Origin of the sequence: Acinetobacter sp. (genome assembly GCF_036666595.1) — a bacterium.
Lineage (GTDB): Bacteria > Pseudomonadota > Gammaproteobacteria > Pseudomonadales > Moraxellaceae > Acinetobacter.
On the sequence record NZ_JAVWVO010000010.1, the window covers coordinates 41,812 to 54,959 of the forward strand.

At 39.7% G+C, this 13,148-nt stretch carries 12 protein-coding genes; 6 read left to right on the top strand and 6 right to left on the bottom strand.

All coding sequences use genetic code 11. The annotated features are described in order from the left end of the window. Positions 1-65: 65 nt before the first annotated feature. Positions 66-563 carry a phosphate-starvation-inducible PsiE family protein gene (locus RR876_RS12885; RefSeq protein WP_004983586.1) on the top strand — a complete coding sequence of 166 codons (498 nt, stop codon included), beginning with the start codon at positions 66-68 and terminating at the stop codon, positions 561-563. 70 nt (positions 564-633) lie between these two features. Here the strand turns inward: RR876_RS12885 and RR876_RS12890 are convergent, their stop codons facing one another. After that, positions 634-1,089, bottom strand: coding sequence for an RcnB family protein (locus RR876_RS12890; protein WP_332477959.1), 456 nt, complete (start codon positions 1,087-1,089; stop codon positions 634-636). A gap of 194 nt (positions 1,090-1,283) precedes the next feature. Here RR876_RS12890 and RR876_RS12895 point away from each other — a divergent pair, with 194 nt between their 5' ends. Next, positions 1,284-1,736: a hypothetical protein gene (locus RR876_RS12895; RefSeq protein WP_332477958.1), complete on the top strand. Its 453-nt coding sequence runs from the start codon at positions 1,284-1,286 to the stop codon at positions 1,734-1,736. Between the two features lie 96 nt (positions 1,737-1,832). On the opposite strand, the gene RR876_RS12900 is transcribed toward RR876_RS12895, so the two are convergent. Both RR876_RS12900 and znuD read right to left on the bottom strand, forming a co-directional pair. Further along, a complete protein-coding gene (locus tag RR876_RS12900) occupies positions 1,833-3,296 on the bottom strand; it encodes a phospholipase D family protein (RefSeq protein ID WP_332477957.1) in 1,464 nt (487 codons plus the stop codon). Positions 3,297-3,461: 165 nt separating this feature from the next. Then, positions 3,462-5,537, bottom strand: a complete 2,076-nt coding sequence (gene znuD / locus RR876_RS12905; RefSeq protein ID WP_332477956.1) for a zinc piracy TonB-dependent receptor ZnuD — start codon at positions 5,535-5,537, stop codon at positions 3,462-3,464. Positions 5,538-5,675: 138 nt separating this feature from the next. Here znuD and RR876_RS12910 point away from each other — a divergent pair, with 138 nt between their 5' ends. The 4 genes from RR876_RS12910 (at position 5,676) to RR876_RS12925 (ending at position 9,950) form a co-directional block, all read left to right on the top strand. Beyond that, positions 5,676-6,440: a DUF4184 family protein gene (locus RR876_RS12910; RefSeq protein WP_332477955.1), complete on the top strand. Its 765-nt coding sequence runs from the start codon at positions 5,676-5,678 to the stop codon at positions 6,438-6,440. 151 nt (positions 6,441-6,591) lie between these two features. Next, positions 6,592-8,376: an aspartate--tRNA ligase gene (aspS, locus tag RR876_RS12915; RefSeq protein ID WP_332477954.1), complete on the top strand. Its 1,785-nt coding sequence runs from the start codon at positions 6,592-6,594 to the stop codon at positions 8,374-8,376. Between the two features lie 318 nt (positions 8,377-8,694). Beyond that, entirely contained in the window at positions 8,695-9,579 is an 885-nt protein-coding gene (locus tag RR876_RS12920; RefSeq protein WP_332477953.1) for a lysophospholipid acyltransferase family protein, read from the top strand. Between the two features lie 152 nt (positions 9,580-9,731). Then, positions 9,732-9,950 (top strand): hypothetical protein, encoded by a 219-nt coding sequence (locus tag RR876_RS12925; protein ID WP_078388480.1) that lies wholly within the window; start codon positions 9,732-9,734, stop codon positions 9,948-9,950. Here the strand turns inward: RR876_RS12925 and RR876_RS12930 are convergent. Genes RR876_RS12930 through RR876_RS12940 form a run of 3 tightly spaced genes read right to left on the bottom strand, consistent with a single transcriptional unit; the run spans position 9,947 to position 13,148 of the window. Next, positions 9,947-11,164, bottom strand: a complete 1,218-nt coding sequence (locus RR876_RS12930; protein ID WP_332477952.1) for a glycosyltransferase family 61 protein — start codon at positions 11,162-11,164, stop codon at positions 9,947-9,949. The genes RR876_RS12925 and RR876_RS12930 overlap by 4 nt on opposite strands. A 14-nt stretch (positions 11,165-11,178) precedes the next feature. Further along, positions 11,179-12,030, bottom strand: a complete 852-nt coding sequence (locus RR876_RS12935; protein WP_332477951.1) for a glycosyltransferase — start codon at positions 12,028-12,030, stop codon at positions 11,179-11,181. A gap of 2 nt (positions 12,031-12,032) precedes the next feature. Then, complete coding sequence (locus RR876_RS12940) at positions 12,033-13,148, bottom strand: DegT/DnrJ/EryC1/StrS family aminotransferase (protein WP_332477950.1); 1,116 nt, start codon at positions 13,146-13,148, stop codon at positions 12,033-12,035.

The following is a 13,148-nucleotide window of genomic DNA, read 5'->3' on the forward strand; positions in this document are numbered from 1 at the left end:
TACGTCACGTGCATGAAATTTGCATATGATGCAATAAACCACCATCAACATATCAGGAGGCAGCCATGACCAACCGTGACCCTAAAATAGAGAAAATAGAAACCCTCCTCGATAAACTGGGCAATACTGCAGTAGAAAGCTTTCACTATGTGGCTTTATTTATTATTGGCTGTATGGTGATTTGGTCGGCAGGACATACCGTTTATGAGATACTGACCATTAAACAATATGCCTCAATTGATGATATTTTACTTTTATTCATATACTTAGAGCTGGGCGCAATGGTCGGTATCTATTTTAAAACCAACCACATGCCTGTCCGCTTTTTAATTTATATCGCCATCACCGCCCTCACCCGTCTTTTAATTTCCGATATCCAGCATGACCACAAAGCTGATATGGATTTGGTGATTATTACGGGTTCAATTTTAATTATGGCGATTGCAATCTTGGTGGTCCGTTATGCATCGTGGAATTATCCTTCAGTAATTCGGGATAAACATGCCGACAAGCCTTTGCCTGAAGGGAAAACACCACGCCCACAAGATGATGAACTCGCTTAATTCTTTATTGACCACTAAAAAACCCTCCGTCTAAACAACGGAGGGTTTTTTGTATCAAGCAAAGATTCATTTATTTTGAATTAGGTTCTAAAGCGTAGCGTCCATTTTCATAGATCCAGTGCATGCCTTCAGGTGGGTCTGGTAATCCCAAACGTCGCCAATCGGTAATCAACACATAATCACGGCTTTCAATACTGGAGTCGCCATCCCCATACACATAGCTATTGGTTTCCTGACTATAGGTTGAATAGCTGGGTGCTCGGTAGATAATACCCACACCGGGTCGCATCGGATATCCGCCATGTGGTGGATGGTGCGGAGGTGGTCTGTGATGAGGGGGTTCAATTTGAGGCGGTGATGTGGGTCTGGGCATTGCACCTTGATACGGCCCAGCATAGGTTGGGAAACGCTGCGTTTGCGAAGTCAGCGGTTTTCCATAATAACGCGTCGTGGGTTGAGCAAAACTCAGTGCAGGAAACAAGCTGAGTAAACTTATTCCATAGATTATTTTTAAATATTTCATCATCTTCCTCCACTGAGGTGAATATTATTATTTTAAACCCATTTTATGGATAAAAAATATACAAAATGTCAATTTTAGATCACTAGCCGTTATCACCGCTATAAGGTTTGAAGCAGGATTTCTTTGAAAAGCAAAAAATCGTATATGTTTTCAGTTTATACTTAATCTTTGTTTATAAATGTATTGGATGAACAATCGTGGCTGAATTAAGTTTTGATCGACTCTATGAATATTTTGCAAAAGTGCCCAGTATTCAAAAAAATCTGATTGATGCTTATGGCACAGATGGCAAAAATGCATGGTGGTTTAAGTTTCAAATTGATGTAGATCATCCTTTGGCATGGCAAACGGTACAAGAGCTGGGACATGTACTGAACTATATTTCTAAAAATGAGCGCCTACCGACGCAGTTTTTACCTGTTTCACCACCGCCGTATATGAATGGTGAAGCCAAACAATTCTTGGCATGGGTCATTCAGTGTAACCATGCTGACTTTCCACCTGATGTGATTTGTGACTGGTTAGAAGCACGTCTACCAAGTCCAGTAGAAGATGCTGAAAAATGGAAAATCAAAACCGATCTACATGAACTCGATAACATGACCGATAAAGATTTGGATCAAATCATCCCGCCAAATCCTGAGCAATAAGTCCAAATAAAAAAAGCGCATCTTGCGCTTTTTTTATTTTAGCTTTTCTCTTGCCTAGCTGTGCTAGGCCTCTTTCCAAAGGGTAGAAACAAGGCTCTAAAACGTCGACAAACCACTCCACTCCATAAAGCGGTATAGCCCATATTTAAGTTTCGACTCATCTTTATATTGCTCATAGCCCACACTCATTTGACGACCATTTAAGTTCGACCATGCCCCATCAAAATATTGCTGTGCATCTGTAAACACCGCTGCTTTAGACTGGCCAATCACACGTAAATTGGTCTCTAAGTTATAATTTTTCAAATTCCGCGCGGTAAAATTCGCTGAACCTAAAATGAGCTCTGCTTCTTGCGCATGGCGTTTTAAAATCATTTTGCTATGACACTGCTCTCCTTGAGTATTACACCAACGTACTGTAATACCGGCATCGTTAAGCTCAGACGCAACTTGACGGTTGGGGATTCCATTCTTTTGACGACCAAATGCATCTTTATTTGGGTCGAGTAAAATCCGAAGTTTAACGCCACGGTTCTGCGCATTTTTTAAAGCATTGATAATTTGACGCTCAGACAAATAAAACATCGCCAAATCAATCTGATCATTGGCCTTTGCGGTATCCAACAAGTTGAGGGTTGCATCTAGGATTGCTTTTTCAGTCAGTACCTGTACCTGAGGCTGCGATGGATTTCCTGCAATTTCGCCTAGAATCACCATTGGTACATCGCCCTGAGACATATGTGCCACAGTTTGCTCTGTTTTCAAGACATCAATTGCGGTATTGCCTGTCACCAACAGCGCCACATTGGAATGTCGCGAACTTCCATCATGTGGATTCGCCGATGTGACCAAGGTTTTCCAACCTTCCGCTGTATCGACCACCAAAGTTTTGCGGTGATTCGCTTTGAAATTAAATAAGTTTAGATAGCTACGTAGGGTGATTTTTTCATCCCCAAACGGGTTTCTTAACCAACCACCGTCGGGATTATTGCCTGCATTTTGACAACAGAGATACCAAAAACCAGACCAAACGGGATTCGATGCACGGAGCGGACGTAAATCGGTTTCAATTACATCCACGCCTGCCTGACGTAATTTACGGTAATGCTCAGGTAATAGCCCACCATACACCGAGTTAATCGGGTCGGTAATGACTTTGATTTCAATATTCGGATGCAAGCTTCGCTTGACAATCAACGCATCGGTCAACTGACGAGTCAAAGCACGTTGTGATGCTTGAGATGTCCCCACTTCATCGTTAAACAAGAACATATCCAACACAATCGTGGTTTGTGCATCTTCAATCAGTTTAAACACTGCATTGAAAATATGATGATCTTGTTGCTGCTTGCCTTGTGCATCGATGTAGGTTTGATCTGCAATAAATTTGACATCGGCATGACGTAACTTGCCTGTATAGTCCAGCCCATCAGGTAGTGGTTTAACGCTATGGTAAATCGCGGACGTTAAATAAGTCAGAGCCAATAAACCCACCACGACACCGACATAACGGGTCGATGTCCAGTTGAGCTTTTGATGTAATTTTCGAAAGATACGCATAACAAAAAACCTAATCCAATATACTCAGACTAGGTTTTATTGTTTGATTTTTCAAGAGGATTTCTGTTGTCAATGTTTTGGTAACCTCTCCCTAACCCTCTCCTTAAAGGAGAGGGAGCACCTCCTCTTTACGGAAAAGGTTGGGTTGAAGCTTGAAATAGCACCTTAGAAACTAAAGTCCAGTCCAACTGTGAAGTTACGCCCCACTTGTGGAATGGTCGATAAGAAAGAGGTATGCGAATAAACCGTCTCATCTAAGAGGTTATTGGCTTTGAAATACACGCGATAATCATTGCCCTGCATATACTGACCATTATACGCCAAGCCGAGATTCACCATATTATAGCCCTCGGTTTCAGTCTCATAGCTTGCAATTCGATCTTGTTCAAACACATGGTAGTACTCTGCCGTTCCCGACAACGTATCACTAAAGTTAGCACTTACTTTTGTTCCTAAACGGCCAGCAGGCACCCGTGGCGCATTTTCATTGTCAATTTTGCCACGGACATAATCACCAAAGATACTCATTTTATAAACATCATTGAGAGCATAAGACGCTTCTGCTTCAGTCCCATAAAAACGCGCTTTGTCTTGAGTGTAGTCCACTAGACGGAAGTTTTCGTAACGGTCTGCAGTTTGAGCATAAATGTAGTTGTCATACCAGTTGTGGTAAACATGAACGTGATAATCAATTTTATCCGTATCGTAATGGAAACCTAATTCTAGATTATTGGACTTTTCGACATCGAGATTTTCATTGCCACGCTCGTAGGTATTGGTTGCAAGATGCTTACCATCGGCATAAAGCTCTTGCGCCAAAGGTAAACGCTCTTGATGTGATCCAACCAAAGACAGCTTATAGTTCGGTGCAAACATCCAATTCACAGCACTCGAATAGGACACGGCATAATCATCATAGTCTTTTCGATTGGACTCAATATCAATCTTCTGCTGATCGATACGTGCCCCTAACTCAAAATGAAAGTCATTCCACTGCTTATGTTCTAAACCAAATACGCTCCACTTTTGCGTCTTGGTCGGTTCTAAAATAGACTCTTCACCAGTGATATCTAGTTTTTGTTGATTGTACTGTACGCCAACCACACCTTCCCAATCTGCAATCGGCTGATGCACCATTTCTAGACGTGCATCATAACCTTTACTTTTAAAAGTGGTTGCAACACTATCACCTTCAATTTCATCATGTTGGTAGTCGGTATAACTAGCATGGGCACGTAACTTCTCAAACCCAGCAAACGGATTTAAAATTTCTGTACGGAAGTCATAACGCTCCGACTTTAAATCAACCCAAGGCCCTGCCTCATGTTCGTCATGTGCATGGTCGTGTCCTGAGTGATCATGTTCATCCGTATGTCCATGATTATCGCTCCCGTCACAGTGCAAATGATCCTCATGCGGATGACAGCTTTCATATTCATGGCTGTGCCCAGGTAAACCGTACTGATCTTGACGGTTGGTATAGGCGATACCTGCAAAACCACGCTCACCAATCCATGAACCGCCAACACTGACGGTTTCACCTTTAGCAAAGGTATTTCCAACACGACGTTCTTTTTCGAGTTCACCCTCATGTTCATGGAAATAGTTCGGCGCAATATAGTCATTCGCTTCACGCTTTGAACCTTCAACCCGTAGAGCAAACTGACTCCCCAAAGCAACCGTCGCCCCAGCACTGGCCAACTTTTCATCACTGCCAGAGTTGTAGCGTAATCCAGCCGTACCTTCTAGACCTTTTTCAGGCATGCGGGTTGGAATTTTTTGATCGGTGACATTCACCAAACCACCCACGGTGCCTGCACTGTATAACAGGGTTGAAGGGCCACGGATGATTTCAATTTGCTTGGCCAAAATCGGATCGACCGTCACGGCATGGTCTGGCGATAAAGTCGAGACATCAGCAGTTTCTGAAGCATGTTGTAAGACCTTCACGCGTGGGCCATCTTGACCACGAATCACGGGGCGGCTTGAACCTGAACCATATTGATTTGAATATACGCCTAGCTCATCGGCCAAAGCATCCCCAATGGTCGGTGCACGTTCTTTTAAGCTTTTTTGCTCGATGACCTGATCGGCGACTGCAAAATCAGCAGCGGTCTGAACGAGTGGATGTGCTTGGCTGGTCAACGTGTCAAGTTGTTGTGTTGTTGTGTCATCTGCAAAAACGGCAGGTGCGACCACCGCCAAAATAGAGAGCGTTATCAAATTTTTATGGAAAGCCATGGAACTCACTCAAGCGTACAATTTTTGAATATTGTTATAATATAACATTTCAAATTCATTGCAATAAAAAACATTCCAATCGTAGAAAAAAGATAAACTGCCCTATCCATCTAAGTCGATGCCAACGCCAACAGATCAATGCCCTTTACCATTTCACATGCCGTTCTCGCGCCCCCTTTAGCCAAACTCAGTGGTGACCGTTTACCGATTGCTGCCATTGCCATTGGCAGTATGACCCCTGATCTTTATCGACTGTTTACACAAGCCAATTCAAATACTACCCACTACTGGACTTCACTGATTCACCCCGATCTTTGGATTGGACTCAGTTTTTGTGTTTTGTGGTACGCGCTATTACGGCCCTGTTTTTATCGTTTTTTAGGCATTCAGCATGAATTAAGACTCAGCAATATGCTGCGTTTTTTTAAATTTTCGGTGGGCGTTATTCTAGCAATACTGCTCGGCACGGCTACTCATCTGTTATGGGACGGACTCACCCATGTTGATCACCGAACTTTGTTCGGACATGCGTTTTTAAGCCAGAAGGTCTCACTGTTAGGGCACTATTATCCGCTACACCGCATTTTACAAATTGGCACATCGGCACTGGCCCTCCCCTTGTTGGCATGGATGAGTTGGCGTTATTACCAAACCTATCGGCAACATTTTCCTGTCAGTTTAAAAATCAAACGCTTTGCGATGGGACTGTTCATACTGAGCCTTTTAGGCGGTTTAGTCAGTGTTTTGGACTATGCACGTTATATTCCCACGCAAGTTTGGAAGTCAGACCTGTATTATTTTACAGGGCGAAGTATTAATGAGTTTAGCCAAGTCGCTTTGCTGATTTTAATCTTTGGCTGCATTCTGTTTTTATTTTTAGATCGAGACTATCGTTTAGGCTGAATTTAGACCAACGCTTAAATGCTATTTCATACCTTTTTTAAGCTATACCTTGAGAGTCAATGTCCAAAGAGGCATAATCCTACCTTTATTTCTGGCGGTACGCTGTTTACGTATTCGCTACCTTTAGCCATATAGTTGGATTTTTAACGCCATGATGCGAACTCATTACTGCGGTTCTTTAACCGAAGCTCAAATTGATGAAACAGTAACTCTCTGCGGTTGGGTACACCGTCGCCGTGACCACGGTGGTGTCATCTTCCTTGATATGCGTGACCGTGATGGTCTTGTGCAAGTGGTTATTGACCCAGACACTCCTGAAGCATTCGCAACTGCGGACAAAGTACGTTCAGAATTCGTATTAAAAATTACAGGTCGTGTACGTCGCCGCTATGCAGGCACAGAAAATGCCAATATGGTGAGCGGTCAAATCGAAGTTCTAGGTAAAGAAATCGAAGTTCTTGCTGCATCAGAAACTCCGCCGTTCCCATTGAATGACGACAACACCAATATTTCTGAAGAAATTCGTTTGAAATACCGTTTCTTGGACATCCGTCGTCCTGAAATGTTAGATCGTTTACGTTTCCGTTCTAAGCTAACCAACCTAATTCGTAACTATTTCGAAGACAATGGTTTCTTAGACGTTGAAACCCCGATTTTAACCCGTGCAACGCCTGAAGGTGCACGTGACTACTTAGTGCCAAGCCGTGTTTCAAATGGTAGCTTTTATGCACTTCCACAGTCACCACAATTATTCAAACAATTGTTGATGGTGGGTGGTATTGATCGTTACTACCAAATCGCAAAATGTTTCCGTGATGAAGACTTACGTGCAGACCGTCAGCCTGAATTCACCCAAATCGACGTTGAAACATCGTTCATGAGTGACGATGACATCATGGATTTAATGGAAACGTTGACCGTTAAGATGTTCAAAGAACTTCTTGATGTTCAATTCGATAAATTCCCACGCATGACTTATACCGATGCTATGCGTGACTATGCATCGGACAAACCAGACTTACGTATTCCTTTGAAATTGGTTGACGTTGCAGACCTGATGCAAGAAGTTGAATTCAAAGTATTCGCAGGTCCAGCTAAAGATCCTAAAGGCCGTATCGTTGCATTACGTGTTCCGGGCGCAGGTTCACTACCGCGTAGCCAAATCGATGAATACACGAAATTTGTCGGCATCTACGGTGCAAAAGGTTTAGCATACATTAAAGTGAACGAGCTTGAAAAAGGCATCGAAGGCTTACAGTCTCCAATCGTGAAATTCATCGAGCCAATCGTGCTTGATCTCTTGAAACGTGTTGGCGCAGAAAATGGCGACATCGTGTTCTTCGGTGCAGACAAAGCTAAAGTTGTAAACGATGCCATGGGTGCTTTACGTATTAAAGTCGGCCATGACTTGAAAATGTCGACTTGCGAGTGGGCACCGCTTTGGGTGGTTGACTTCCCAATGTTTGAAGAAACAGATGATGGCAAATGGACCTCTGTTCACCACCCATTCACACTGCCTAAATCAAGCGTTGAAGATGTGAAGAATAACCCAGGTGCAGCACTTTCTGTGGCTTATGACATGGTGTTAAACGGTACTGAAGTCGGTGGTGGCTCACTACGTATTCATAACTTAGAAATGCAAAAAGCGATCTTTGAAGCTTTGGGTATTGGTGAAGAAGAAGCCGAAGAGAAATTCAGCTTCTTACTGAACGCATTACGTTACGGTGCGCCTCCACATGGTGGTTTAGCATTCGGTCTAGACCGTTTAGTGATGCTCATGACGGGTGGTGCTTCTATTCGTGACGTGATTGCATTCCCGAAAACCAAGACTGCTGAATGTCCATTAACGCAAGCACCTGCACCAGTTGAATCAAATCAACTACGTGATTTAGGTATTCGCTTACGTGAAAAACCAAAAGCTGAAGAAACTAAATAATCTTTAGATTTTGATTAAAGAAACCCTGCCATGTGCAGGGTTTTTTCATTCAAGGCAAGACCATCCATTCCATAGATATTTTTTCGCTTCAAATTTTCCAAAATTTCCTTTGAACTTTTGATCTATCACACTTACAGTGGGTCACGATAGTCTATATTTTATTGCAGCAGTGCTGGCACTGAATCACTCTATTGATTTATTCATTTATTTTGTTCTTAAGATGCTCATCTTTTTTTGATTTTATCTATCTTAGATTTTTAAGTCTCTTTGCAAAATTTTCTCTCATCTCATCTTTTAAAAAGATTCCTGAGTCAAAATATGGCTATTTATTATCTACTTAAAATCATCTCACTTTTTCCATTGTCCTTTTTACAATATATCGCACGCGGAATTGCGCACCTGCTTTATTATAGTGACTCTTCAATCAAGCGTATCACCACCATTAATCTGCAGTTGGCCTACCCTGAACTCGACCCAATAGCACTCCAGAAACGCGTTCATCTCAGCATTCAAAGCCAGTGTCAGACCTATATTGAATTTTTAAAATGTTGGGGAATGCCACCACAATACAACCTAGATTTATTAAAAAATATTCATGGGGAATCTGTTCTAACAGAGGCTTTAGCCAATAAAAAAGGCGTAATTGTGGTCATTCCACATTTTGGCTGTTGGGAGCTGTTAAATGCATGGTTAAATGTCTATACGCAACCAATGATTATGTATAAACCCTATAAAATTAAAGGGATTAACCGCTATATTTTAGATGCACGTCAAAAGTTTAATGCCACCCTTGTCCCCACCGATGAAACGGGTATCCGCAGTATCTTCAGACACTTAAAACAAGGTGGGCTGACGGTGATTTTACCGGATCATCTACCCAAACCTAGCGGGGGTATTTATTCATATTTTTTCCGGCAAAATACTTTATCCACGACACTGGTCTCTAAAATGGCAGCTAAAACACAATGCAATGTGATTGGATTAAGTTGTATTCGTAATACTGATGCAGCGGGTTTTGATGTTTACTGTACAGAGTTATCTCAAGATATTTTATCGAAAGATCTACAGCTATCTGTGGACAGTTTAAATCTTGCCATGCAAGACATGATTAACCAAGCACCTGAACAATATATTTGGTCCTATAGACGTTTTAGAAATTGTTATGGCAATATCAATGCTTATCGGATACAGCCACCAATGTAGGCTCCGCAAACCAGCACGTGATCTCAAGTAATTCGAAAACAATAATGTATGCTATTTCCTAGAGGCCTGAATAGAATACTTTTATTCATTTGAGATCAATTCTCAGCAGTGGCATAATAGCGCACTGTTTTAGATAAGTTGTGAGCAACCAAATGGCTATGCGTCCTGAAGTCCGTCGTCGCGGTATTGTGCTAATTGTTTTTGCAATCGTACAGTGGTTTTTCATGCGCTATATTTTAGACAATCAATTATTTAATTTAACAACCTATGACCGTATTGTCTTTTTTTGTGTAAGTAGCCTTGCGGGTGCTTTTGTCATTTTTGTCGGCTTAATTTATATGGTCTTGAAGGGAAATGCGGATAGAGATTAGGTACTTAGTTTAAAGTATAGACGCTTTAAATCAGCAAGATCGATTGTATAATCGGAGTGAATATATTTTTCATCACTTATCTGATCAGTTAACACAAAATTTAGATCACATTCAAAAATTTTTGCAAGTGATGAAAATACAGAAAACTCTGAGAGTTGTTCTGGTAACCAACTTATCCCCTTACAACCTGCCTTGCAAAAGATAATATTGGACCAGGCAGCACCACTTGGTCCAACGATAAAGTCAGCATGTTTAAATAATGCAATTTGTTCTTCAAAAGAATACTCTTCTAAATACACAGGCTGAAAACCTTGTTGAATAAAAAAATTTAAAATTTCATCTTGATTGTATTTTCTTAATTGAGCCGATTTTCTTGCGAGAAAAATTTTAGAGTATAAACTTTTCATTGAATTATCCGAATACATTAAAGTATTACGAATATCACTTAAAAATGATGCAGAAAAATGTGAATATTTAACCGAGGACAATTTATTTTTATTATTAAAAACCACATTATTTAGATTGTTAATATATAGTACCTCTTCCGCATAAACCTCATGATAGTTATTAACAAATACAATTGGTAAATCAATCTTTGCAGCTTTCAGCATTATATTGAGAATTTTCCTATACGACTCTATATTTTCAATCGATGCATCACAAACAATACAATCTACAGGATATTCATCAAGAACCTGATTGCTCAAGAATAATATTTTGGGTGAAATCTCCATAACCCAGTGATAATAATTAAAACAGCCATTACCTCCCAAAAAAAATATTTTTTTAAACTTAATTATTTTACGGTTTAAACGTATCAAGGCATAATTTGCATTGTGCATTCGTATAAATCCAGCAGAATAATCACAATACTCTAGAGGTACATCAACAAGCCGTTCAACAACAAGAGTATCACTATCCTGTAATAAAAAACTGGATGAACGTATATTCATCAGCACATTTTTAAAATGATATATTGACACTCTAGATTGAAAATAATGCACTTCAGATGCTTTATTTAATTTATCTATAATGGGTGAATAACTAATGCAAGCATGAGTCTCACAGGTATTTATCAGATAAGACTTATCTAACTGATCTAGCCAAACTATATTTTTCTTATAGATTTTTTTTAATTTAAGTAAAAGAAAGAAAAAAGCTGACACATTAAATTTCTTTCTTTCTACATAATTAATTAGTTTTTGACCCAACATACACTATAGCCCAGTTATCTTCCCATACTTTTTGCTAGATAAAGTAATAGGTACTTCATTCGAAGCCAAAAGTATAACAAATAACTTTTTTCTTTAGCTGGTCTTATTTTATACAACTTGTATACTTTATATTCAGCATAAGGAAATCCTTTACGATCCTTATAACTTTGTACAATATTAAACACTTCATCAAACATCAATGATTTGTTTTTACTCAAATTACTATCATGCATTCTATAACCAACTATAACATCGGGTATATAAACCAGTTTAGCTCCAGCTCCAGTCAATCTAAGCCACAAATCCCAATCTTCTACTTTTGTATTCTCATTATATCCACCAATATCTCTTAAATGATTAAGCTTAATCATTTGTGACGAGGCAGGAATATCATGTTGATGATAGAAAATTTCTTGAAAACTAAACTCTCTATATGATGCTTTTTTCACACTAACAACATGACTTTCATCATCAATATATTGGTGTGCTCCAAAAACTGCCGTGATTAAAGGATCCTTTTTAAATACATCGACTTGTATTGCTGTTTTTTCAGATAGCATAATATCATCAGATGCCACTATGCTAAAATATTCTCCTCTAGCAAGACTTAATCCCTGATTTAAGGTTCTACTTAATCCTCTATTCTCTCTAAAAATAAATTGGAAATGTTCAAAACGTTGCTCACAAGCCAATCGCATTTCTTCAATTATTTGGATTGAATTATCCTTCGACCCATCATCAATGACGATCAATTCTAAACGTGAATAAGTCTGATCAATCACAGACTGTATACTTTCCTTGATAAATTTTTCATGGTTATAACAGGGGATCATAACCGTGACTAAAGGTAGTTCTGTATTTTCCATTTCTAAAGCCTAAACTCATTACAAAGCTGAATTACTTTTTCAACATCTTCCAAACTCAGCGTTGGCCCCATAGGCAAGCTCATTACTTCATCATGAATCTTCTCTGAGATTGGATAACTCAAATCATTCCATTCTTTATATGCTTGCTGTTTATGTGGAGGAATTGGGTAATGGATTAACGTTTGTACGCCATTTTCTGCTAAATATTGCTGTAATATTTCTCGATTTCTTGAACGAATGACAAATAAATGCCAAACATGTTGGTCATATTGAGAGGCATCTATATTACTTAATGGCAATTCAATGAGAGGATTATTAATCTTCTCAAGATATAAACTGGCAATTTTACGACGATGTTCAACCTCTTGATCTAAGAATTTTAATTTAACATCTAACATTGCAGCTTGAATTTCATCTAGTCGACTATTCACACCGGGTACTAAATTTTTATACTTTTCATGTGAGCCATAGTTACGAAGAGCTTTTAGCATATTTGCCAACTCAGCATCATTCGTCGTAATCGCCCCCGCATCTCCTAGCGCACCTAGATTTTTGCCTGGATAGAAGCTAAAACCTGAAGCATCTCCCCAGTTACCCGCTTTTTTATGGGCTAATTGAGCACCATGACTTTGCGCCGAATCTTCTAAAACCAATAAATTATGTTTTTTTGCAATGTGCATAATGTCTGACATTGCAGCCAATTGACCATATAGATGGACAGGTAAAATCACTTTGGTTTTGGCTGTTATTGCTTCTTCTATTTTTAGTGGATCAATATTGTAGGTAGCGATATCAGGCTCAACTAAAACTGGCGTTAAGTTATTTGCTGTAATTGCTAAGATACTGGCAATATAGGTATTTGAAGGAACAATCACTTCATCACCATCTTGGAGTTTACCGAGTTCTTTCCAAGCACGTAAGGTTAAAACTAATGCATCCAGACCATTGGCTACACCAATTGCAAATTTAACTCCACAATAGTTTGCAAAATTTTGTTCAAATTGTTCAAGCTCGTTTCCGCCAATATACCAACCAGAATCAATAACACGCGTACAAGCCGTAATTAACTCTTCACGATACTGCTGATTAATATTTTTTAAATCTAAAAAGGGAATCAT

Excerpts from the sequence above, each read along its gene's own strand:
- RR876_RS12885 (WP_004983586.1), top strand. The coding sequence starts at position 66 with ATGACCAACCGTGACCCTAAAATAGAGAAAATAGAAACCCTCCTCGAT.
- RR876_RS12890 (WP_332477959.1), bottom strand. The coding sequence starts at position 1,089 with ATGATGAAATATTTAAAAATAATCTATGGAATAAGTTTACTCAGCTTG.
- RR876_RS12900 (WP_332477957.1), bottom strand. The coding sequence starts at position 3,296 with ATGCGTATCTTTCGAAAATTACATCAAAAGCTCAACTGGACATCGACC.
- znuD (WP_332477956.1), bottom strand. The coding sequence starts at position 5,537 with ATGGCTTTCCATAAAAATTTGATAACGCTCTCTATTTTGGCGGTGGTC.
- RR876_RS12910 (WP_332477955.1), top strand. The coding sequence starts at position 5,676 with ATGCCCTTTACCATTTCACATGCCGTTCTCGCGCCCCCTTTAGCCAAA.
- aspS (WP_332477954.1), top strand. The coding sequence starts at position 6,592 with ATGATGCGAACTCATTACTGCGGTTCTTTAACCGAAGCTCAAATTGAT.
- RR876_RS12920 (WP_332477953.1), top strand. The coding sequence starts at position 8,695 with ATGGCTATTTATTATCTACTTAAAATCATCTCACTTTTTCCATTGTCC.
- RR876_RS12925 (WP_078388480.1), top strand. The coding sequence starts at position 9,732 with ATGGCTATGCGTCCTGAAGTCCGTCGTCGCGGTATTGTGCTAATTGTT.
- RR876_RS12930 (WP_332477952.1), bottom strand. The coding sequence starts at position 11,164 with ATGTTGGGTCAAAAACTAATTAATTATGTAGAAAGAAAGAAATTTAAT.
- RR876_RS12935 (WP_332477951.1), bottom strand. The coding sequence starts at position 12,030 with ATGGAAAATACAGAACTACCTTTAGTCACGGTTATGATCCCCTGTTAT.
- RR876_RS12940 (WP_332477950.1), bottom strand. The coding sequence starts at position 13,148 with ATGATTCCCTTTTTAGATTTAAAAAATATTAATCAGCAGTATCGTGAA.